The organism is Nocardia sp. NPDC020380, from assembly GCF_044386975.1.
Lineage (GTDB): Bacteria > Actinomycetota > Actinomycetes > Mycobacteriales > Mycobacteriaceae > Nocardia.
Genome location: NZ_JBIRVQ010000003.1, coordinates 288,254 through 309,601, shown reverse-complemented (window position 1 = coordinate 309,601; position 21,348 = coordinate 288,254). Strand labels below are relative to the sequence as shown.

General features: G+C 61.9%; 21 protein-coding genes and 1 pseudogene. 13 read left to right on the top strand and 9 right to left on the bottom strand.

Annotated elements, in window-relative coordinates; genetic code table 11:
• Positions 1–4 precede the first annotated feature (4 nt).
• From ACH438_RS08930 to ACH438_RS08915, 4 genes are all read left to right on the top strand, one after another.
• Complete coding sequence (locus ACH438_RS08930) at positions 5–1,957, top strand: acetolactate synthase large subunit (RefSeq protein WP_397002881.1); 1,953 nt, start codon at positions 5–7, stop codon at positions 1,955–1,957.
• A complete protein-coding gene (gene ilvN, locus ACH438_RS08925; protein WP_397002879.1) occupies positions 1,954–2,457 on the top strand; it encodes an acetolactate synthase small subunit in 504 nt (167 codons plus the stop codon). Before ACH438_RS08930 ends, ilvN begins: the two co-directional genes overlap by 4 nt.
• A gap of 48 nt (positions 2,458–2,505) precedes the next feature.
• Positions 2,506–3,507 (top strand): ketol-acid reductoisomerase, encoded by a 1,002-nt coding sequence (ilvC, locus tag ACH438_RS08920; RefSeq protein ID WP_397003707.1) that lies wholly within the window; start codon positions 2,506–2,508, stop codon positions 3,505–3,507.
• 72 nt (positions 3,508–3,579) lie between these two features.
• Positions 3,580–4,191 (top strand): Uma2 family endonuclease, encoded by a 612-nt coding sequence (locus tag ACH438_RS08915; RefSeq protein WP_397002877.1) that lies wholly within the window; start codon positions 3,580–3,582, stop codon positions 4,189–4,191.
• Here ACH438_RS08915 and ACH438_RS08910 read toward each other — a convergent pair.
• On the bottom strand, positions 4,119–4,823 hold the full coding sequence (locus ACH438_RS08910; protein ID WP_397002875.1) for a hypothetical protein: 705 nt from the start codon (positions 4,821–4,823) through the stop codon (positions 4,119–4,121). The genes ACH438_RS08915 and ACH438_RS08910 overlap by 73 nt on opposite strands.
• Positions 4,824–4,918: 95 nt before the next feature.
• Here ACH438_RS08910 and ACH438_RS08905 point away from each other — a divergent pair, with 95 nt between their 5' ends.
• Complete coding sequence (locus tag ACH438_RS08905; protein ID WP_397002873.1) at positions 4,919–5,668, top strand: TetR/AcrR family transcriptional regulator; 750 nt, start codon at positions 4,919–4,921, stop codon at positions 5,666–5,668.
• Positions 5,669–5,731: 63 nt separating this feature from the next.
• On the opposite strand, the gene ACH438_RS08900 is transcribed toward ACH438_RS08905, so the two are convergent.
• Both ACH438_RS08900 and ACH438_RS08895 read right to left on the bottom strand, forming a co-directional pair.
• Entirely contained in the window at positions 5,732–5,947 is a 216-nt protein-coding gene (locus ACH438_RS08900) for a hypothetical protein (RefSeq protein WP_397002871.1), read from the bottom strand.
• A 267-nt stretch (positions 5,948–6,214) separates the two neighbouring features.
• On the bottom strand, positions 6,215–6,988 hold the full coding sequence (locus tag ACH438_RS08895) for an SDR family NAD(P)-dependent oxidoreductase (protein ID WP_397002869.1): 774 nt from the start codon (positions 6,986–6,988) through the stop codon (positions 6,215–6,217).
• A gap of 124 nt (positions 6,989–7,112) precedes the next feature.
• Between ACH438_RS08895 and ACH438_RS08890 the strand changes: the two genes are divergently transcribed.
• The gene (locus ACH438_RS08890) at positions 7,113–7,748 is read left to right on the top strand and encodes a TetR/AcrR family transcriptional regulator (protein ID WP_397002866.1); all 636 of its coding nucleotides are present in this window, start codon (positions 7,113–7,115) and stop codon (positions 7,746–7,748) included.
• Between the two features lie 89 nt (positions 7,749–7,837).
• Positions 7,838–8,605 carry an NgoMIV family type II restriction endonuclease gene (locus ACH438_RS08885; RefSeq protein ID WP_397002864.1) on the top strand — a complete coding sequence of 256 codons (768 nt, stop codon included), beginning with the start codon at positions 7,838–7,840 and terminating at the stop codon, positions 8,603–8,605.
• Between the two features lie 109 nt (positions 8,606–8,714).
• Here ACH438_RS08885 and ACH438_RS08880 read toward each other — a convergent pair whose 3' ends face one another.
• Entirely contained in the window at positions 8,715–10,019 is a 1,305-nt protein-coding gene (locus ACH438_RS08880) for a DNA cytosine methyltransferase (protein WP_397002859.1), read from the bottom strand.
• 292 nt (positions 10,020–10,311) lie between these two features.
• Here ACH438_RS08880 and ACH438_RS08875 point away from each other — a divergent pair, with 292 nt between their 5' ends.
• The 3 genes from ACH438_RS08875 (at position 10,312) to ACH438_RS08865 (ending at position 12,710) form a co-directional block, all read left to right on the top strand.
• Positions 10,312–10,725, top strand: coding sequence for a very short patch repair endonuclease (locus tag ACH438_RS08875; RefSeq protein ID WP_397002857.1), 414 nt, complete (start codon positions 10,312–10,314; stop codon positions 10,723–10,725).
• Between the two features lie 250 nt (positions 10,726–10,975).
• Complete coding sequence (locus ACH438_RS08870) at positions 10,976–11,752, top strand: HNH endonuclease (protein ID WP_397002855.1); 777 nt, start codon at positions 10,976–10,978, stop codon at positions 11,750–11,752.
• Positions 11,753–11,891: 139 nt separating this feature from the next.
• Complete coding sequence (locus ACH438_RS08865) at positions 11,892–12,710, top strand: hypothetical protein (RefSeq protein ID WP_397002853.1); 819 nt, start codon at positions 11,892–11,894, stop codon at positions 12,708–12,710.
• Positions 12,711–12,915: 205 nt separating this feature from the next.
• On the opposite strand, the gene ACH438_RS08860 is transcribed toward ACH438_RS08865, so the two are convergent.
• Complete coding sequence (locus ACH438_RS08860) at positions 12,916–13,602, bottom strand: hypothetical protein (RefSeq protein WP_397002851.1); 687 nt, start codon at positions 13,600–13,602, stop codon at positions 12,916–12,918.
• A 201-nt stretch (positions 13,603–13,803) separates the two neighbouring features.
• Here ACH438_RS08860 and ACH438_RS08855 point away from each other — a divergent pair, with 201 nt between their 5' ends.
• From ACH438_RS08855 to ACH438_RS08845, 3 genes are read left to right on the top strand one after another with little or no spacing between them, the layout of a single operon-like run.
• Entirely contained in the window at positions 13,804–15,216 is a 1,413-nt protein-coding gene (locus tag ACH438_RS08855) for a ParB N-terminal domain-containing protein (protein WP_397002849.1), read from the top strand.
• 44 nt (positions 15,217–15,260) lie between these two features.
• Positions 15,261–17,042, top strand: a complete 1,782-nt coding sequence (locus ACH438_RS08850) for a DEAD/DEAH box helicase (protein ID WP_397002847.1) — start codon at positions 15,261–15,263, stop codon at positions 17,040–17,042.
• The gene (locus ACH438_RS08845; RefSeq protein WP_397002845.1) at positions 17,026–17,886 is read left to right on the top strand and encodes a protein NO VEIN domain-containing protein; all 861 of its coding nucleotides are present in this window, start codon (positions 17,026–17,028) and stop codon (positions 17,884–17,886) included. Before ACH438_RS08850 ends, ACH438_RS08845 begins: the two co-directional genes overlap by 17 nt.
• A 168-nt stretch (positions 17,887–18,054) precedes the next feature.
• On the opposite strand, the gene ACH438_RS08840 is transcribed toward ACH438_RS08845, so the two are convergent.
• The 4 genes and pseudogenes from ACH438_RS08840 to ACH438_RS08825 form a co-directional block, all read right to left on the bottom strand.
• Positions 18,055–18,423 carry a hypothetical protein gene (locus ACH438_RS08840; protein WP_397002843.1) on the bottom strand — a complete coding sequence of 123 codons (369 nt, stop codon included), beginning with the start codon at positions 18,421–18,423 and terminating at the stop codon, positions 18,055–18,057.
• A gap of 701 nt (positions 18,424–19,124) precedes the next feature.
• Positions 19,125–19,472 (bottom strand): hypothetical protein, encoded by a 348-nt coding sequence (locus ACH438_RS08835; RefSeq protein ID WP_397002841.1) that lies wholly within the window; start codon positions 19,470–19,472, stop codon positions 19,125–19,127.
• A 285-nt stretch (positions 19,473–19,757) separates the two neighbouring features.
• Entirely contained in the window at positions 19,758–20,849 is a 1,092-nt protein-coding gene (locus tag ACH438_RS08830; RefSeq protein ID WP_397002839.1) for a transposase, read from the bottom strand.
• A gap of 61 nt (positions 20,850–20,910) precedes the next feature.
• Positions 20,911–21,150: pseudogene (locus ACH438_RS08825) on the bottom strand (transposase); the annotation flags it as partial.
• Positions 21,151–21,348: the final 198 nt, after the last annotated feature.

Genomic DNA, 21,348 nt, shown 5'->3' with positions numbered 1-21,348 from the left:
GACGGTGAGCGCACCTACCGCACGGCCCGGGCCTTCCGCCCGTAAGCCAGCGCCCTCGGCCTCTCAGCCGACCGCGGCTCCGGCCGCCCCGAATCGACGCCAGGTCCCGCCCGAGCGGGTCACCGGCGCGCAGTCTGTTGTCCGCTCCCTCGAGGAGCTCGGCGTCGACACGGTATTCGGTATTCCGGGCGGTGCGATTCTCCCCGTCTACGACCCGCTGTTCGACTCCACCAAGGTGCGGCACGTGCTGGTGCGTCACGAGCAGGGCGCCGGGCACGCCGCCACCGGATACGCGCAGGCCACCGGCAAGGTCGGCGTCTGCATGGCGACCTCCGGCCCGGGCGCGACCAACCTGGTGACCCCGATCGCGGACGCGCAGATGGACTCGGTGCCGCTGGTGGCGATCACCGGCCAGGTCGGCCGTTCGCTGATCGGCACCGACGCCTTCCAGGAAGCCGACATCTCCGGCATCACCATGGCGTGCACCAAGCACAACTTCCTGGTCACCGACCCGATCGACATCCCGCGGATGATCGCCGAGGCCTTCCACCTGGCGGCCACCGGCCGGCCGGGCGCGGTGCTGGTCGACATCCCGAAGGACGTGCTGCAGGCGCAGACCACCTTCTCGTGGCCGCCGGAAATGCGGCTGCCCGGATACCGTCCGGTCACCAAGCCGCACGGCAAGCAGGTGCGCGAGGCCGCCCGCATGATCATGGAGGCCAAGGCCCCCGTGCTCTACGTCGGCGGCGGCGTCATCAAGGCCGACGCGTCCCCGGAACTGCTGGAGCTGGCCGAGCTGACCGGCATCCCGGTGGTCACCACCCTGATGGCGCGCGGCGCGTTCCCTGACACGCACACCCTCAACATGGGTATGCCCGGCATGCACGGCACTGTGGGAGCCGTTGCGGCACTGCAGCGTTCGGATCTGCTGATCACTCTGGGCGCGCGTTTCGACGACCGTGTCACCGGTCAGCTGGACTCGTTCGCGCCGAACGCCAAGGTGATCCACGCCGATATCGACCCGGCCGAGATCGGTAAGAACCGCCACGCGGACGTGCCGATCGTGGGTGACTGCCGCGAGGTGATCACCGAGCTGATCGAGACCCTGAAGGCCGACCCGGCCGCGGGCAAGGCGCCGCTGCTGGAGCTCACCGACTGGTGGAAGTACCTGAGCGGCGTCCGCGACAGCTACCCGCTGGGTTGGAAGACCCCGTCCGACGGTTCGCTGTCGCCGGAGTTCGTCATCGAGAAGCTGGGCCAGATGGCCGGTCCGGACGCCATCTACTGCGCCGGCGTCGGCCAGCATCAGATGTGGGCCGCGCAGTTCATCAAGTACGAGAAGCCGCGCACCTGGCTGAATTCCGGTGGCCTGGGCACCATGGGCTACTCGGTGCCGGCCGCCATGGGCGCCAAGATGGGCATGCCGGACCGTGAGGTCTGGGCCATCGACGGTGACGGCTGCTTCCAGATGACCAATCAGGAACTGGCCACCTGTGCCGTCGAGGGCGTGCCGATCAAGGTCGCGCTGATCAACAACGGCAACCTGGGCATGGTTCGCCAGTGGCAGACGCTCTTCTACGAGAAGCGCTACTCCAACACCGATCTGGGCACGCACACCCTGCGCATCCCGGACTTCGTGAAGCTCGCGGAAGCCTTGGGCTGCCACGGAATTCGCGTCGAGAAGGAAGAGGACGTGGAGGCTGCGATCCGTGAGGCGCAGTCCATCAACGACCGTCCCGTGGTGATCGATTTCATCGTCGGCAAGGACGCGCAGGTGTGGCCGATGGTCGCCGCCGGCACCTCCAACGACGAGATCATGGCCGCGCGTGGCATCCGCCCGCTGTTCGACGACGACGAGTCGATCTCCGAACCGGCCGTGATCCACGAAGCCATGTCGCACGAGCAGGCGTCCGTGTCCGCGCACGAGCGTGCTGCCCAGAAGGGGACCGAGGAATGAGCACCACCCACACCCTCTCCGTGCTGGTGGAGGACAAGCCGGGCGTGCTGGCGCGCGTAGCGTCGCTGTTCTCCCGTCGCGGCTTCAATATCGAGTCGCTCGCGGTCGGCGGCACCGAGATCCCGGAGATCTCCCGCATGACCATCGTGGTGACGGTCGAGGATCTGCCGCTCGAGCAGGTCACCAAGCAGCTCAACAAGCTGGTGAACGTCATCAAGATCGTCGAGCAGGACGCGGACGCTTCCGTGGCCCGCGAGCTGATCCTGGTCAAGGTGCGCGCCGACGCGAGCGTCCGGACACAAGTCATAGAATCCGTTAACTTGTTCCGCGCTAAGGTCATCGACGTGTCGCCGGACGCCCTCACGGTGGAGGCGACAGGCACCCGCTCGAAGCTCGATGCGCTGCTGCGCATGCTGGAGCCCTACGGGATCCGGGAGATCGTCCAGTCCGGTGTCGTGGCCGTCGGCCGCGGACCGAAGTCGATCACGGCAACCCGCTAAACACAGATAAACGAATCCAGAAGGGAACCAATAACAGTGGCAGTCGAGATGTTCTACGACGATGACGCCGACCTGTCGATCATCCAGGGCAAGAAGGTCGCGGTCATCGGCTACGGCAGCCAGGGCCACGCGCACTCGCTGAGCCTGCGTGACTCGGGTGTCGACGTGCGCATCGGCCTCAAGGAAGGCTCGAAGTCGCGGGCCAAGGCCGAAGAGGCCGGTCTGACCGTCGGCACGCCCGCCGAGGTTTCGGAGTGGGCCGACGTCATCATGGTGCTGGCCCCCGACACCGCGCAGGCGTCGATCTTCACCAATGACATCGAGCCGAACCTGAAGGACGGCGACGCGCTGTTCTTCGGCCACGGCCTGAACATCCACTTCGGTCTGATCAAGGCTCCGGCCAACGTCACCGTCGGCATGGTCGCCCCGAAGGGCCCCGGCCACCTGGTGCGTCGTCAGTTCGTCGACGGCAAGGGCGTTCCGGCCCTGATCGCCATCGACCAGGACCCGACCGGCAACGGCCAGGCCCTGGCCCTGTCCTACGCCAAGGGCATCGGCGGCACCCGCGCGGGCGTCATCAAGACCACCTTCAAGGAAGAGACCGAGACCGACCTCTTCGGTGAGCAGGCCGTGCTCTGCGGCGGCACCGAGGAACTGGTCAAGACCGGTTTCGAGGTCATGGTCGAGGCGGGCTACGCCCCTGAGATGGCCTACTTCGAGGTGCTGCACGAGCTGAAGCTGATCGTCGACCTCATGTACGAGGGCGGCATCGCGCGCATGAACTACTCGGTCTCCGACACCGCCGAATTCGGTGGCTACCTGTCGGGCCCGCGCGTCATCGACGCCGGCACCAAGGAGCGCATGAAGGACATCCTGAAGGACATCCAGGACGGCACCTTCGTCAAGCGCCTCGTCGCCAACGTCGAGGGCGGCAACAAGGAGCTCGAGGGTCTGCGCAAGGCCAACGCCGAGCACCCCATCGAGGTCACCGGCGCCAAGCTGCGCGGCCTGATGAGCTGGGTCGACCGCCCCATCACCGAGACCGCTTGATCGTTTCGGCTTCGACGGCCCGGCATCCGATGGATGCCGGGCCGTCGGCGTTCGGCGACTAGGATTGCGTCCGTGACCGAATCGCCTGCGGACGACGACAGGTACGTGACGGCGGAGCAGTTCCTGTCCGCCGAGCCCGATGCGTGGAGCGTGGCGGCGGGCGATATCGAGATCGTCGACGGCCACCTGGTCAGGCTGATGTCACAAAGCCCGGCGCACAGTCGAGTCGTCCGGCGGCTGACTTCCATGATCGAGGCCGCACGCCATCCGTCGGGGCCGTGTCTCGTAGTCGATTCCGATGTCGCGGTGCGCTTTCCGGACGCGGAGGCGACTCGCTCCGACAAGCGCCTGAACATTCGGTATCCCGACATCATGGTCCGTGACTGCGAGCCGTATGACGTGAACACGGTCGGTGACCACATTCAGCTCGTAGTCGAGGTCGTGTCGAAGGATACGGTCGACACGGACACCGGCTTCAAACGAGTCTTGTACGCGCGCGCCGGAATTCCGATTTATCTCGTGGTTCACTTCGACAAGACGTGGGAAGCGATCGACCGTATCGAGGAGTACCGTCTGGACTGGTCGGGCCTCCGGTATGTGCCGCACCAGGTTCATCGCACAGCTTTGGTGTTGGACACTCCGGTCACACTCGCAGTCACCTTCGAGTCGTTGCATTCGCCGTAAGGGCCGGTCTTCACGCGTGCCAAGGCGATTCCGATGGTGAGCAGCCAGATCATGGTGAGTCCGCCCATGGTGGCGGTGGTGCCCCAGCCGTTGGCGGCGTAGAAGTCGGCGGGCTTGTTCCCGAAGAAGATCGACGGGATGAAGGCGAAGTTGATCGCCGCGAGGATCCAGGCGGAGGTTTTCGCCCAGCTCGGCAGCAGGCCGGTGTTGCGGACCGCAATGCCGAAGGCCACCAGGAACATTCCCTCGAGGATGCGGGAGATGGTGCCGTAGATGATATATGTGCCGGATACGGTGATCGTGGGGTCGATGGCGGTGGTGGATTGGATGACCGCGCCGGCTTCCAGGCCCGTGCCGACGAACAGCATTGTCACCCAGAGCGATCCGGTCCTGGACGCGAGTGCGCCGATCCATTCCTGCTCGGGGTCGATGCGTTTCACCAGCTGCCCGAAGAGGGTCATGAACACGACCAGGCAGGCGAGTCCGGCGAGGCCGAAGAGGCTACGCGTGAGGACGTTGGAGGCCGGTGGGGGACCGGAGTAGACGAAGTACAGGGGTATTTCCACCAGTATGCAGACCGCGCCGAGAGTGGCCGCGGTGCCGGTGGTGCGGCGGATTGTGCTGTTGTCCATGAGGTCTCACACTCCCAGTTATTTGTATAACGCTTATACTATAAGCACTATGCTAAGTTCGGCGCCAGGAGATTTTCTGGAGGTGGTGTAGGGCGATGGCGGACCCCGAGGTGCCGGGCGATCTGGTGCGACTGTGGCGCCTGCGCGCGGGCCCGCGGCTGGGCCGGCCCGCCGAACTCGATGTGGATCGAGTGGTGAACAAGGCTGTGGAGCTGGCTGACGGTGGCGGCGTGAGCGCGGCCTCGCTGCCGAAAATCGCCGCGGCCCTGAAGGTCACGCCCATGTCCCTGTACCGGCACATCGGTTCGAAGGATGAGCTGACCATCCTGATGGCCGACGCGGCGCAAGGTCCGCCGCCGGTCGATCTCGACCCTGCGGCCGGTTGGCGTGCGGCCCTGCGTCGTTGGGCGGAGGCGCATCGCGCCGTTTGTCTCCGCCATCCCTGGTTGGCTCAACTGCCGATCAGTGGCCCGCCCCGCGGACCGAACGCCATCGGCTGGATGGACGCCGGCCTGGGCGCACTGCGCGACACGGGCCTGAACTGGCCGTCGCTGCTCGGCGTGATCTTCCTGCTGGACAGCTTCGTCCGCCAGTCCGTCGCGGCCACGCAGCAGCTCGAAGACCACCGCAGCGCAGCGCATCTCGACGAATCCCAGGCCCTGCGCGCCTATCGTGCCGAATTGTCTCCCCTGGTCGATCCGGCCAGATTCCCGCACGCCGCAGCCCTTTTCGCCTCGGGCCTGTTCGACGCGGTGCCCCAGCCGGAGACTTCCGGTGACGAGGAGTTCACCTTCGGCCTGGACCTGATCCTGGACGGCGTGGCGGCTCAGCTACCCCGCCCGTGAAAAACCGCAACGACCCGCCGAATCCTCGGCGGGCCGTTGCGGTTCTCTGATCGTGGTTACGGCTTAGGAGCTACCGAACGCGCCGTCCGGCACACCGTCCGGCACGTACTGGTTCCACCAGTCGTTGTCGTGGTGCCAACGCCAGTCGTGGTCGTGGCGATCGCGCCAGTGGTCGCGATCGTGGTCGTGGTGCCACCAGTCGATATCGGTGGCAGTGGGCTGGCCGGCCACCGGCTGGCTCGGCTGCAGGGGAACATCGGCCGACGCGGTACCCGCCACGGCCCCGAGGGGAATTGCAACAATCGCACCGGCCGCTGCCACTCGCGCAAGCGTCCGTCGAACAGAACCAGACTTCATGAAGGACACTCTGCCCCAATTCACGGGAACGCGAAAATTGAACAGCTGTGAATTCTGGTGCCGATTTCACAGGAAAGTCACCGAATTCACAGGATTGTCCGAATCCGAAACCCGTTGCACGCCAACGGCCCCGCAGGATCTCTCCCGGCAGGGCCGCTGTAATGGGTCTATACGCAATCGCTCTGACTCTCAGGCGTGTGTACCCCCGTCGATCCGAATCTCGGTCCCCGTAATGAACGCCCCATCATCCGAGGCCAGCATGGCCACAACCCCGGCCACAGTATCCGCTGAGGCAAACCCTTGCCCGATAGCCGGAATCAACTTCGAAAACAGCGTGAAATCAGCATCTTCCGGAATCCCCGGCCCCCGCCCATCGGTCATATCACTCGAGATCGACCCCGGCGCAACAGCAACCACCCGCAACCCCTCCTTGGAGTACTCGGAAGCCAGCGCATGCGTCATCGACATGATCCCACCCTTCGATGCGGCGTAAGCCGCCATGTACGGGTGCGCAAAGAAGGTAGACGTAGACGCGAAGTTCACGATCACCTTCTTCTCCGACCGAAGGAGCGTCGGCAACGCCTCCCGAATCATCAGAAAGGTCCCCGTCAGGTTGACCGTGATGATCCGATTCCAATCCTCCAACGGCATGTCATGCGTATGCGCCGACCGAAGGATGCCCGCCGCATTGATCAGCGCATCCAGCCCACCACCAAGATTCTCAACAGCCTGAGCAACCCCGGCCTTGACCGACGCTTCATCCCCAATGTTGATCTTCACGGTGCTGAGCCGATCGCCATTCCCATTGGCAGCAGCCTGCTTAGCAGTCTCGGCAAGCCCATCCTCATTGATATCGGCAGCCACAACCTGCCCACCCTCAGCAAGGATCCGGTGCACAGTAGCCCGGCCGATACCGGACCCACCACCAGTGATCAGTACTCGGCGATCAACGAAACGCTCCATTGCAATCTCTCCTAACGGTGTTCCAACCTCTATCTGACACGCTACGCCTATATGACACAGCGTGCCATAGTGGCATCCCATCAACTAGGATCAAAGCTTGAACCCCACTCCGAAGGAGGTGACAATGTCCGCTCAGCCGCCCCGCCGCCCCTCCCTGGCCGAACGCCGCAAGGCAGAAACCCGCCTGGACATAGCCCGCACCGCAGCCCGCCTCTTCGCCGAACACGGCACCGCCGACGTCACCGCCGAACAAATAGCCGCCGAAGCCGGCATAGGCCTCCGCACCTTCTACCGCTACTCCCGAACAAAGGAAGAAGCAGTCGAGCCGCTCCTAGCCACCGGCGCCCAACGCTGGCTAGAAGTAGTAGCCTCCGGCCCCCACCGCTTGCCGATGCTCCCCGAGCTCGAACAAGCAATCCGGGCCGCCCTGACGTTCGATGGTGCCCCCGAAGACCTCGAAACCACCCGAGGCCTCATCCGTGCCATGGACGATGACCCGGCACTTCGTACGATCTGGCACCGCATAAACATGGAGTCCGAACGCGACTTGTATCGAGTCCTGGCCGACCTGGTGGGCCCCACCGCAGATCTCTTGCAACTCAGGTTGATCGCGGCGGCTGCGGCGGGCGCCATCCGGATTGCTGTGGAACAGTGGGCTTCCGGCAGCGGGCCGACCTCTGGGACTGGCTCTCCGGTGGATCTTGCGCTTCATGCTCTTCGGATTCTCGCGGCGGACGCCCTGCCGATCAATTCCGAGTAACCGGCGAGATGGATGGATTTTGGTATTCTTATTGAAGATACTCTATTGTGGATTGAATATACATTCTCTATGACAGTTGGAGGTTCTTCTTGACCGATGCGCCATTTGCGACGAAGCTTCTCGGGTGGAAATCTGGGAAAAAAGGGCTTCTGCCGAATACTGCGGACACCAGCAACAAGCCTTCGATCGCAATTGCGGCGGCTGTGCTCGATAACTTGGGGGTTCCAAGAGGGATTGCATCCGGAATTGTTGATCCGAAAAGTGGCAGGCCACTTGAGGTTGCGGTCGCTTCCGATCTTGCAGCTGAAATTCCTAAGCTATCTCCGGGGCGTATATGGATGATACCGAAGTCGGCGAAGCCTATAACTAATTTCGTGCAATATGAGCACCTGAAGCGTGTCGACCTGCTTGTGAACAGTTACGAAGAGCTCAAGGCTGCTCTGGGCACGGACTATATTATAAAGCCTGATGTCGTGGTGGGGCTTCATTCGGGGGAGAATGGCGATCTGCCATTCCTGCATGCTGCAGTCTCATGTAAATGGACAATCCGCAGTGATCGAGTGCAGAATATTCGGCACGAGAATAATCAGATGATTCGCCACAGGAGAGATCGGCTTCCGCATCTTGCAGTAGTTACCGCGGAGCCACTTCCGAGTCGCCTCGCCTCGATTGCTCGCGGTACCGGGGAGGTCGATGCGGTTTACCACATCGCCTACGACGCCCTTGATCAGGCTATATCAAGTCTGGCTAAGTCTGGTGAAATAACCAATGATCAGTTGAGCGACTGGCATGAGGTGAAGGTGCATAGTCGTGTGCGACCGTACTCTGATCTTGCCGATACTTTAGCTCGATGGTAGTGGTGGTCGGATCGCTGCTGAATTCCTGAAGTGTGCTGTACTGCAACGGCTCGGCGATACTTTTCCGCTGAGCCGTTGCCAACAGATGCTCTACTCTCTGCAGAAGCTGTTACGAAGCGCGCAGCGCAGGTTCCGGCGCGAGCTTGTCCAGCGGGAGCTCAAGTTGTGACTGATCGGATTCACTCTCGTCGGGGGCATCCAGACTGCCGTCGCGTTCTCGTGCCGACCTCAATACCTCAATAATAGATTTTCCTACTGCAGCAGCTACTGGTGGCGGAAAAGCATTTCCGACCTGTCGATATTGTGCGGTCTTTCCGCCTGAGAACTTCCATTCGGTCGGAAATCCCTGGATGATGGCAGCTTGGCGCACGGTCAACATAGGCCCATCGGGGCCGAATAGATCTCGCCCTTCAGTCTGCTTTTGTATGCAGGTCTCGATATCGTTTGCGACGCCCATTCCTGAGATCCCGAGTTGCTTCCATGTTGCTTTGGCACGGCTGGGACCGAGGTCTGCGCCTCCATGCTTTTTCGAACCACCGACCAGCGTTGGCGCTATACCACCGCCCTTGCCTTTGAGTTCACTATCGCGTTGAAGCGCAATACTGTGCCAACGGTTGAATGACGCGTGAGCCTGCTGTCGGCGATCGCCCGTGAAGTATCGGCTGAATCGCTCATGCATAGAGGCTTCAAGGCTGTCTGCGACGCTCATCGGCTCCTCATGGGTAGCCGTCGGCCACTCGTACTTCAGATCTTTAATGATGTCGTTCCGGAATGCGACAAGTATCGCGCGCGGACGAAGCTGGGGAACCCCGAAGTCGCTGGCCTCCAAGACGTCCCAGTTAGCGACGCTGTATCCGAGTCCCTCCTCCTTCGCGACTTGGTTGTCGTCGCCGCGGTAAGTGCCTCCCTGAAGCCGCGCTATGATCCAATCCCGGTAGTGCTTGAACTTCGGATCCATGATCCCGCGGACATTTTCGATCATTACTGCGCGCGGATTGAGGATTTCGACAAGCTCCAGCATGCGTGGAAATAGATCTCGCTCATCGTGTTTGCCCAGCTGTTTTCCTGCGTGTGAGAACGGCGGGCACGGAACGCCACCGGCTAGGAGGTCCAGCCCGCGCTTATTCAGGAGCTTTTCACCTTTGCGTACATCACGAAAGGGATCGAAGAGGTTTACATCGGCAGACAGTACGTCGCAGTGATCTCTCTCCCACACCCATCGTGGGTGGGCGTTGATGTTGAGATTGAGAGTCTCGACTGCGTGTTCGTCGATTTCGACCAGCGCCAAGTGCCCGAAGCCTGCCTCGTGCAGGCCTACTGCCTGGCCGCCGGCTCCAGCACAGATCTCGATGGAGGTGAACTCAGGTTCTGCCGGCGTTGCAGCAGCGCCGTTGGACTTGCCTTTACGGCTCATGCGGCGCCCTCCCGGTTGCCCCAGCGCGCCAGAGTGACCTGGCAATCCGTCGTTTCTGCTCGTCCGCTAGCGCCGGGATAGAGCTCGACGACGCAAAGGTCGGTCATTCGGGTACCTTTCGATGCGGAGGCTGGGGTAAGGCGGCCGGGTATGCGGGAGTATCTTTCCGCACGAGATTCATTCACCTCGAACCGGGACAGATGTGACTGAGAGCCGATCGGAAGAAGCCCGCAGGAAGGCCCATGAACGAGGTCTCTACCCTGCGCCTCTCAACGAGGGACGTTCCCGGAACATGAGGGCCAACCGGCGGTCTGATACTAAGCCAGAAGTTGTTCTGCGGCGCGAGCTGCACCGGCTGGGGTATCGATACCGCAAGGATCTCAGACTTGACCTCGGATCGGCGAAAGTCCGGCCAGATATTGTCTTCACTGCTCGTAAGGTCGCTGTCTTCGTCGACGGTTGCTTCTGGCATGTCTGTCCCGACCATGGTCGGGAGCCCACAACCAACGAATGGTATTGGGCCCCAAAGCTTCGCCGGACCATTGAACGTGACCGCGCCACGAACGAGGCTCTCACCGCTGCCGGCTGGCAGGTGATCCGCCTGTGGGAACACGAGAGCCTGGACAGCGCGGTGGCGGCTGTCACCAGAGTCTTGGATGGCGGATCCGAACATGTGAGCGATCATATGGGATTGCAGCAGGGATAGTCAGCAGACGCTCCAGACACGCGCTCTTCTGCTGCACCGTGTGATTTGGCGTCTTGGGTCAATGGATGGCATCGAGTCGGTGTGAAGAGGCAGGCATCCCTGACATCGGAGCGCCTCGGAATCGACTGAGCGGGTAGGAGACCTGGACAGGCCTGCTTCATTGGGGTTGCGTGAGAGTAGCTGAACCTCGATGTCGGTGGCACCTTGTATAACCGAACTAAGTACTGGACGTTCGGAAGAAGGTGGCCGCATGGAGTATCCGCCCGAGGCGTACGGAGCGGAAGGGGTTCTCTGGTGGGAGCTGAAGACCTGGCCGGGCACATCGCGGCGATACGGCGACGAGCGGAAGGCTGCCGCATGGCTGGCTTTCAACAAGAAGGTCGGGGATACGTTCAGTACCAAAGAGCTACGCCGGGCGATCGGTGAGGACGGTGCGCCGAACTCGAAGGAGCACACGCAGCGCCGACTACGTGAGCTCCGGAAAGACGGATGGAACATTCCGTCGCCGAAGTATGCTCGCGACTTGCCGGCTGAGCAGTACCGGATCGACAAGATTGGCTGGTACCCCGGCTGCGGGAGTGACAGGCCACGGAATCCCTCTGCGATCAGCGCCAGGATCCGGTTCGAGGTCCTGAAGCGAGACGGATCTCGCTGCCAGATGTGTGGGATCGGTGATGGAGAACCGTATCCGGGAGAGCCTGACTCGCACGCGGTTATGACAGTCGGCCATCTCGTATCCGACGACTTCGGAGGCAAGGGCGATCTCGCCAATCTCCGCACGGAATGCTCTCGATGCAACGAGCCACTTCGTTCCGAAGGCGGCAAGCCCGAGTCGGCCGAAGAGGTGATCTACGCGGCACGACTGCTGAGGAGAGAACAGATCACACGGCTTGTCGGCTGGATCGAGAGCGGCAGTCGAAAACGAGACTCGCTCGACGAACTCTATGACCGATACCGCAAACTCGCGCCTGGTGACCGGCAACAGGCGCGATTGGAGATCCTGAAGCTCTTGGGCAAGTCCACGTAGACCGCGGGCGTGCCTCGTTGAGACGGATCGAAAGTGCAACGGCCAGAAGGTATTTAGCTGCGTCCAACCATTCCGGGGTTTGTCTTGTGAACCTGGCAATATGGATAAATCGGTCTATTGGGACTCGAGGACACTCGGTATGAAGGAACAAGTCAACGGTCGGGACGTGGCGCTCTTCTTCGGCTCGAGTGGGAAGGCCAAGAGGCGGCTGCAGCAGTGGAGGACACTTCAGGGACGTGAGTACGTGGCCGAGAAGGTCCTCGCTCATGTCAGCTCGTCACTCTATCGGGTTGAGCCAGAAGAGGTTCGAACGTTGGACACGGAGCATCCGCTGGGTGTCCTGCGAGAGAACTTCGAAGACACAGTGCATCTGATCAGAGATTGGCGTCCAGACTTTGCCTTCTCCCACCTGTTCCACTTCTGCCTCGAGGATCTAGGCCGACTATTCAGCTGGCAGGAGTTTCGTGACGAGTGGAGTGCAGCGCCCTCGCGGCGGGACTGGCTATGGAATCCTGCGCGGCAGAAGCAGTCTGAGGCCGCGAGTTACCTGGTCGACCGTAAGGGCTATGGCGAGAAGCAGGCGCTGGCAGCGGTTCATGATGCGTTGCAGTGGCGAATCGGCGCCTTCTACTACTCATTCCTGCGCGAGGTCTACACCTTGGGCTGGCTTCGCAGGGCCGGGTTGGAGGTTTTCGGCCACCCGCTTGCTGATGCGCTCTTCCGGGCCGACTTATGGTGTGGCACGGCAGTTGTGGGTATCTACATCGAGAACCCTAACTATCGACGCGGCAGACAGGGGCGAAAGCACCCGGCGCAGTTCTACTTAGGTGATCAGAGTCAGTTCAGCTTCGTCGACCTCCAGATGGCCGCGCCCGGCCACTTCGGTAGCGTCGCTTTGCCTACGGACGATGAGATGAAACGGTGCGGAAACAGCTTACGCCTCGCGCTTCGGCCGTGATGTACTCCGGCACGTCTGAACGGTCGCTGCTGTCGACAAGCTCGAGGAGCATGACTCCATGGAAACTCCAGCAGGTAGACGCAGAGCGCCTGCGCCTACCTGGGCCGGCAGTCGTGAGAACGGTTGGGTGACCGGCCATTTGAGTCAGCCTGCCTGCCTGCCTGCCTCGCGTGGCTGTCGGAATGGGTTGTTCTCCGCCAGTGCTCTATGCCTGAAGTTCTGACTGGACTCTCTCGCGTGCATCTGCGGGAAGACGGCGGAATCCATTCCATGCGCGTTCGAGCGGTGTAGATCCCCGGCGTCCGCGGTCTATCCATCGTGCAAGGCGGCGGCGATCGCTGGGATCGAGCGCGTGGATCTCGGCAAGTACTTCCGATGCATCCGTTGTCTTGTCGCGAGCGCCAGTGTGGCAGCGTTTGCACTCGGTGACGAGCAGGACATCTTCCTCCCCGCTTGGAAGGATGCTCTTGCGACGTGCGACTTCCAATACCGCGGTCGTATTCGAGTCGTCGACGTACGGTTCAGCGCCCCCGATTCCGCACACGGTGCACATATAGCCATCACGCTCGAAGACGGCCTGTCGGTCGGTGGCGGGAACTGCGATGGCCAGGTCGGCTTTCCGCCGCTCGTTGCGGTCCCAAACGGCCACGCCGGCCTTGACGAACCGCTGCTCGTCGGGTAGCAAGTGGCTGTCTTCGGTGTTGGCCAGAATGACCCAGTTGTACTTGCGAAGGTCGCGTACTCGTCGGTCGACCTGGGATACGCCGGGAAAAGCATCTCGGAGCTGTTCTTTCGTGAACACGTTGCCCTCGCCGATCTCGAGTACCAGCCACAAGCCGCTGCGGATCATCGTGCCGCCGGTCTTGTCGTCGCGCCAGTCGGGGAGGGGCATCAGTACTCCGTTTCGTGCTGTAATCGGTCTGGATCATCGTTGCAGGCGCTCCGTCCCTCGGCTATGCCTTACGTCGGAAGCTGGTACGAGGCTAGCGGTCTCGGTCGGCTGACAGTATTGCATTTGTCCGTTTTATCGGATGTCTGTGTAATGATGCGCGGGCAACGTGGATGATGTCGTGAGCATGGGAGGTGTCCAAAGATGGCGGGACAGTTCGGAATTCCACCCGAAGGGGACAAGATCGGTCTGATGGTGGCCGAGCGACTGCGGCAAGCCAAGCAGGATGACGGTGCCAAGGTGACGGTCGACTGGCGAGGGGAGCAGAAGCACCTATACGTCGTCTCGATGCCGGTGGACATGCTCTACTTCAATCCCGATACCCATCGCATCAGGGCTCAGCGTACGCTCGATCCGGTCCGGAACCGCGTGCTCGAGGAGAATCCATGGAGCGACGAAGCGCAGGACTATCTTGCTTACTTGTTGCGTTGCAAGCCATCGAATCTCGATCAGGTTGACCCGGACTTCGAAGCCCTCATGGACGAGCTGGACGATAGCGGCCAGCGCGATCCGGGCATCATAAGTCCCAAAGGTATTCTTGTAGACGGGAATACGCGATGTGCAGCGCTTCGTGAGCTGGGAATAAAGGACATTCGCGTCGGTGTACTACCCAGCGATACCTCTCGGCGAGACATCAATGAGGTGGAGCTCTCACTGCAGCTTCGTCGTGACAAGCGGCGCGACTACTCCTACATCAACCGGCTGATTGCGATCGAGGACGAGCTGGCCGGTGGCCGCCAGCCCGAGGATGTGGCTCGGGATTTCAACATCAAGCTTGCGACCCTGAAGGGAGATCGGTGGGTCTATGGGTTGATTCGGGATGCTATTGATCGGAGCCGGACCGAGACGGGGGCGCAGCTGCGCCTGATCGATTTCGAGGAGCATCAGGAAAAGTTGCGTGAGCTCCGCCGGGATTACGCGAAACTGGCTGAGACCGATCCTGACGGCGCTGAGCGGCTGAAGGAATCACGGCTGGCCGCTGTTGTACTGAACTATTCGAAGACCACCCTCCGTCTCATGGAACTCGATTTCTACGACCGATACCTGGAGCGGCAGCTACCGCAAGAGCTTAAGCCCGCTGTTGTCGATTCGGTGGCAATCCAAATTCCGGGGCTGCCCGGCGTGGCGGTCCCTGGCGCCGCTGCGGACGTCAAGACAAGTCAGACGCTTACCGACACGCTGCTCAAGGCGAAAGCGCTGTCGCAGGTGGGAGACGGTCTTCCTCCGGCTGAGCTGGCCACAGCGGATCGTATCCTCAAGAACGCGCGCGAAAGCTTCGACACCGCAACGAGGATGGCTGGCAAGGATGCCCAGTATCAGAAGCGACAGGTGGCTGTCCCTGAGCGGTTGACTGATGCTGCTGATTACGTCAGCCAATGTGTGGCAGAGTTCGCGGAGGCAAAGAGCAAACGCGCTCTGGATGAGGAGGCGTTCGACGATGCATTGCTGGAATTGAAGGCCAGTCTGGTCCGCCTCGCGAAACTTGCGGCCCGAGCATTCGATACTCCGAGCGATGGTGTGGAGTGGTTGCTTGCGTCCACACGGGAGAAGGAATGACCCTACCTGCGGATCCAAGCTTGGAGATCGGCTTTGGAGACGACGTGACCAAAGCTCGCTTCAGGGCAGGGCCGGGATATGAAGATGCGCTACGCAATTTCGTCCTCAAGTTCCGGACGCCTGTTCAGCGGTCGGTGGCGACAGTCGATGTGGATCTCGAAGAACTGCTGACAAACCTTGTGGTGCTTGCAAGTTGGCCGGCCCCGGGTAGCGTCGTCTGGGATCAGCAGCTCGCTGCCCTTGCGAGTGACACCGCGCGGGATGCACAGATAGTCGGGGGGCGACTTGGCGAGACTGCAGTCACCGCAGACGATCCGCACCCGGAACGCGTCGATGAACTACTGGGGTCGCAGTGGCGGGCCGATCTGACGCCCTTTCAACGCAGGGACATAGCCAAGCTTCTCTTGCTTCGGCACGGCGCAAACTTCTCTGTGCCTGGTGCAGGTAAGACGCGCGTTGGTCTTGCGGTCTTTCAATCCATACGCAATTCCCGTGGGATCGAGAGGCTGCTGATCGTCGGTCCGAAATCGGCTCACGAGTCATGGCAATTCGAGAACATCGAATGTCTGTCGGCACCGCTGCGCATGGATGTTTATTCGCGAGGTGCCGATCCCGCGGCAGAGGCCCTGATCATCAACTACGAGCGATTGGATGGTGCTGTCAACGAACTGGGCCGGTGGCTGGCGGCTCGTCCGTCGATGCTGCTGCTCGATGAGGCGCATCGGATGAAGTTGGGTGCCGAGGGGACCTACGGCTCAGCCTGCCTCGCACTCGGTCCACATGCCCGTCATCGGCTGATTCTCACCGGTACTCCCGCACCCAACGGCGTCAAAGACTTGGAGAATCTGTTCGGATTCGTCTGGCCTGGATATGGGCGGCAGAAGGTTGTTCAAGCTGTTGCCGGCGGCGATCTTGCCCGTGCCAGTAGGGTTCTGCAGCCTCTCTTCGTGCGAACAACGAAGGGGGAATTGGGGTTACCTCCGGTCACGTCGACGCTTCGGCTGGTCTCGTTGCCTCCCACTCACAAAGAGATCTATGACGCACTGATTGGGCGATACACGGCTCGTGCAAGTGCGTCCGAATCCGATTTCCAGGCGATGGGGAAGGCTGTTGTCTACCTCTTGATGGCTGCCACAAGTCCGGCATTGTTATCGGTGGGAACGACGCGATATGAGCCGCTGCCGTATCAGGTTCCGCCACTTCCTCTATCGGAGAACTCATCGCTTTTCGACCTTATGAGGGACCTTCCTGCGTACGAGATGTCACCGAAATACCAAGAAGTACTGGCGATTGTGGCTGCCAATGCTGCTCAGGGACGCAAGACGCTCGTGTGGTCGACTTTTGTGCGCAGCTTGCTCACGCTGGAACGCATCCTCGATGAGTTCTCCCCGGTTGTGGTGCATGGGGGAACCAACGATCGTGAAGCTCAGATCGCCAGATTTCGCAACGATCCGGACTGCATGGTCCTGCTGTCTAACCCCGCTACACTCGGCGAAGGCATCAGTCTCCACCACCATTGCCACGATGCGGTCTATGTCGACCGAGACTTCGCAGCTGGAAGATTCCTTCAAAGCTTGGATCGTATTCACCGTCTTGGCCTTGCCCCAGAGACGGAGACTCGCATTGCGGTGCTCGCATCTGAGGGCACGATCGATGAGGTTGTCGACCAACGGTTGGGAGACAAGCTCACCTTCATGGGCACAATCCTCGACGATCCGGCCGTACGTATGCTCGCCGATCTCGAAGAGGAGCCGCCGATAGGCGGCGGCCTGGACCGGCGCGATCTGGCGGCGTTGATGGGTCACCTCCGTGGCCATTCCGCCTGAACCGGTTCTGCGGGCGGCTGTCCGCTGGCTGGAGAAGCTGCCGGTTAGCGGACAAGCCCGGACTCGCGCACTTTTCACAACCGTCGGTGAGTACAGCGACTTGACCCCGACGCAGTACGACGCAGGGCTTGCTTGGCTGCGTGAGGTTGGTTTGCTCGACAGCGCATGTTCTTCGCCGCCAGCATTTTTCCGGGTTTTCGACGCGGTCGTCGAGCATAGCCAGGCATCCTGGCTACCGGATGCTGACATGCTGATCCGCTCTTCTGAAGAGTTGCCGGCCGATCTCTTGGCGGTTGCGCATGCGTTGGGTTTTGATGGCAGAACGGCGTTTTCGCGCCTATCTGCCGTCTGGGGGAAGGTCGATGCTGACCAACGGCTCCGTATTGGCAACGCGGGAGAGCTCGCTATCATAGAGCTACTGACGGAGGCTTCGGCGAGTATCGAGGTTGATCATGTTGCAAGCTGGTCGGATTGGTTCGGCTACGATATTGCGGTCTCGCATTCTGACGGCGATATGCATCTCGAGGTCAAAACGACAATGCGGCGGGGACGTGTGTCCTTCTATCTGAGCCGCAACGAGTATCGGGTCATGCAGGATGACGCGACTTGGAGCTTGATTGTGGTCAGAATTGATAGCCGTCTCGAACCGCAGGCTATAGGGACCGTCTCCAAGGAATGGATCGCGGCCCATGTCCCAAGTGATCGCAGCCTGCTCGGAACGTGGCAATCCTGCCGACTTGACGTACCACCGCACGCGCTGGTGCCTGGCATCCCAACTGGTTTGCCGCTCGGCAGTGGGCGAGCAGCATCCTTCCTTCGTGGGCTCGAAGGGTGGCCGGGTTGAGATTTGGGTCGCCGTCCCCGCCGGGTTGGAGGCGTTGCAGGCTGCCGTTGCGCGACCGCGGACAGGGCGAGCACGTCGTCGATCTCGGCGGCGGACGGGCGGTGCTTTCGAATCGCGCAGAAGCCGGTAGTAGGCGATGCTTCGTATTCGTCTCTGTGGCAGTTCGTTTCACACGTGCTGTGGACACTCCGCTCTGTCGGCGAGATCCCGTGCGGTGGGAACGTTGTCGGGATCGGTGCCGCGTGGCTGATGTTGTACTGCTCGGGCCGCCTGGGAGAAATTGATCAACTGTGCTGTGCCGCAGGCCATCCGCTCTGCGCGGTCGCGTGTCCACACGAGCTTTTTCTTGAACCCGATCCCGGCAGTTGCGGCCGATCCGTGGGGCGCCAGGCAGCACAGGCCGCCCTCCAGCGCCCGGGTGTGACGGATGGGTGCGTGTACTGCGAAAGAGCTCGGCAGTTGTCGCACGATCACCGCGGCGGCGGTTCGGGAGAATCGCTCGGCAGGACATTTGCCTTGCCCCTTGCCGAAGACCACGAATCCGCCCTCGGCCCGGCTGCGCTGTTCCCATTTTTCCGGGATGAACGCGTCTGGTTGCTCGTGGTCCTTCGCTCGTGGCGGCTGATGTCCAGCAGGAGCTGTGTGCCGCGCGGGACCGTCACGGTCGGGCTCAAGGTGATGTCGTCCGACACGAGGTGCTGGATCGTGGCGTGCTGGGTGTAGAGCCGCAATGTTTCCGTCAGGACGTCGTCGAGGTACCCGGTGTCGCCCTCGAGGAATCGGTCGATGACGTGTGGATGCTGGGATGCCGCGAGCATGGCATGGCAAACAGCGAGGTCGGAAACCGCACAAGACCCGAGCCTCACCTACGGAGGCTCTCATGAGCGTTCTCCCGATCTTGCTGAACGCCCGGAGCTTCAGTATGAGGGTTTCGTGCAGCGCTGGCAGCGCTGTCACTGCATTCGTGAGCACGGGTGGATGAGCCGGTCCGCCGGATGGCTTCCGGCCGTGGGCAGGGCGGCAGTCAATGGTATGGAGCCAATCCAAAGCTGTTGTGATGTGGTGCCGTTCGAGATCATCGTGGGCAGAGATTCTCGCGATGATGTCCGCGACGACCGGGGTGGCACGCCGCATAGCGGCGGACCTTACCGAAGCGGTCCGACATATTCGGTTGCTGAAGGCGGAGCCAGTCTGCGCCCGACCGCGCCCCTGTCGGCCGGCCGGCGAGTCACCTGGCCCTACAAACGGCTGACGTTGTTCGTACCGGCCGCCGGAGACACTTTGTGCATCTCGTAGAAGTGGAGGCCGCCGCCGGACTGGAACTCGACCCGGTACTTGAATCCGGTGTTGCTCGCTATCCACAGCTCGTCGTCGGTCCAGAAATCAATGCTTGTGGCACCGGAATCCAGAGTGAACAGGTAACGGTACTTCCCGCCGGCTCGCCGGAGGATCGTGATGCCGACAGGAAAATCGTTGTACAGCTTGCACGTTGCCGCACGAGATGCGTGTGGTTCATCGGGCACGTCCCCGCCCAGCTCCGACAACGGAACGAACAGGTCCTCGCCTTTGCCTTCCAGGTCGGTCACTTGCTCCTCCATCAGATGTGTGCTCTCGGACAAGTAATCAGCTGCGAGAACACCGGCCGGATTGCGTTGAGCTGCGCCAGCTTTGGTGTGAGAACCTGGCTGGACAAGTATGGACTCGGCTCACAACCGCCGCGGCGGTTTCGGTCGAACAGGACGCCCGGCTGATTGTCCTCGGCGCCGTGACATTCACTACCGACGGGCGTCCGGTCCTGGCGGACACCGCCGGCCTCGACAACTCGATCGGGGAGTTGATATGTCAGGACCGGTACTGCCTCAGCTTGTTCTTTAACCTCTGCGATCTTCGGGTCGGTTGCGTTGGTAGAGGGCTGTGAGTCGTTTGACTGTTTTGCCGACGTCGTAACGGGTTGCGGGGCAGCGGTTTCGGTGGCCTGGCGGCCTTCCTGGTCCGGGCCGTGTGGGTTTGGGTGCGGCGGCGGGAGTGCCCATGGTTGCGCGCAGGTTCCGAAACCCTCGACGGACCCGCGCCGGGGTGAGCCGCTGCGGGTCGGCCGGTTTCTCCCAACGGTGGCGCAGATCCGCCGCGAGCGGTCGGGCGAGCCGGAGTTGGGTGTGGGCGGCGATGATGAGCCAGGTCCAGCGATCCGCGGCCTCGGGGGTGCGGAGTTTAGGGCGGGTCCAGCCGAGAGTCTGCTTGACGAGCCGGAAGGTATGTTCCAGGTCGAACCGGCGCAGGAATGCCTGCCAGGCCCGGTCGATGTCCTCGACGGCAGCGCCGGTCTTCGACGACCACAACCAGATCGGCGGTGCGGCACGGTCTTTGGCAAGGTGTTCGACCTCGAGCCGGATCAGGGTGCCTTCGATCACGGGTAGGGCTTCGTCATGGTCGAGCCAGGCTGCGCGGCGGGTCAGCCTCGGGTGGACCCGGTCCCATGCCTGGGCGGTGGCCTTGCCGTAGTTGGCGGTCGCGGTAGTCGTGGCCAGGGTCGGTTGCGGCCAGGACTGTGGATCGGTGAAGCGGAACTCTGGCCCGTGCATGGGCGGGCGGCCGTTGGTTCCGGGCAGCCGAGGCGGTTTCGGTAGTCGCATCACCCGATCCGACCGCAGTCGACCCACGACTTCGACCGGCAGATCACGCAGCGTCCAGCCCAGTCGGCTGACGTCGTAGCCGGCGTCGGTCACAATCATGATCTCGGGGTCTCCGGGATGCCATTGACCTGCGGCGATCAACCTTTCGACGACTCCGCGCAACTGGGTGGCGGTGATGGCGGCCGCGTCGTCTTCGGGACCGAGTCGTACCGCGTCCAGGATCTGGGTCCACGAGCTCGGACCAGGTTCGAGCACGGCCACGAACGAATACGGCCAGCCCGGAATGAATTGCGACGCCGATTTCGCTCGTCCGTAAACGTGGCAGAACAAGCCGGTCCGGTGAACATGCCGCGTCCGAGCGCAACCACGCCGACATGTCCACCGCCAACACCAGCCGGCCGTCGCCGAAGCGCGGTAACACGGTGTTGGACAACAGCTTCCGCAAACGGTCAGTGTCGATCCGTCCGTCGCCCAGGCCGTCGTAGAGCGCGCCGTGCCCGCGGCGATGCTCCGGAATCAGCGTCAACTCCGGTATCGACCGCACCGCACCGTGAGCACACAGCACCGCGTCGGTCAGCTCGAACAACTCATCAGCTCGCGCGGTCAAACACGCATACAACTCGTCTCGCATACGTGACAGTTGCGCGATCGCACCTCGCGCCCGGCCTTGAACCGGCAGACTCATCCTCGCGGCCTTCGTCTTCGTTCACGTGCATTCCTTGGTCGGAGCACATGATGAAACGAAGGCCGCCTGCCTGTCCGGCGAACGATCAAGCAACCCAGCCGGTTTGAAATCCGAGGTTAAAGAACAAGCTCAGTGCAAGTTACC

Bases quoted from the DNA above. Each gene is read 5' to 3' on its own strand.
- ilvN (WP_397002879.1), top strand. From the start codon at position 1,954: ATGAGCACCACCCACACCCTCTCCGTGCTGGTGGAGGACAAGCCGGGC.
- ilvC (WP_397003707.1), top strand. From the start codon at position 2,506: ATGTTCTACGACGATGACGCCGACCTGTCGATCATCCAGGGCAAGAAG.
- ACH438_RS08910 (WP_397002875.1), bottom strand. From the start codon at position 4,823: ATGGACAACAGCACAATCCGCCGCACCACCGGCACCGCGGCCACTCTC.
- ACH438_RS08905 (WP_397002873.1), top strand. From the start codon at position 4,919: ATGGCGGACCCCGAGGTGCCGGGCGATCTGGTGCGACTGTGGCGCCTG.
- ACH438_RS08895 (WP_397002869.1), bottom strand. From the start codon at position 6,988: ATGGAGCGTTTCGTTGATCGCCGAGTACTGATCACTGGTGGTGGGTCC.
- ACH438_RS08890 (WP_397002866.1), top strand. From the start codon at position 7,113: ATGTCCGCTCAGCCGCCCCGCCGCCCCTCCCTGGCCGAACGCCGCAAG.
- ACH438_RS08880 (WP_397002859.1), bottom strand. From the start codon at position 10,019: ATGAGCCGTAAAGGCAAGTCCAACGGCGCTGCTGCAACGCCGGCAGAA.
- ACH438_RS08875 (WP_397002857.1), top strand. From the start codon at position 10,312: ATGAGGGCCAACCGGCGGTCTGATACTAAGCCAGAAGTTGTTCTGCGG.
- ACH438_RS08870 (WP_397002855.1), top strand. From the start codon at position 10,976: ATGGAGTATCCGCCCGAGGCGTACGGAGCGGAAGGGGTTCTCTGGTGG.
- ACH438_RS08865 (WP_397002853.1), top strand. From the start codon at position 11,892: ATGAAGGAACAAGTCAACGGTCGGGACGTGGCGCTCTTCTTCGGCTCG.
- ACH438_RS08860 (WP_397002851.1), bottom strand. From the start codon at position 13,602: ATGCCCCTCCCCGACTGGCGCGACGACAAGACCGGCGGCACGATGATC.
- ACH438_RS08855 (WP_397002849.1), top strand. From the start codon at position 13,804: ATGGCGGGACAGTTCGGAATTCCACCCGAAGGGGACAAGATCGGTCTG.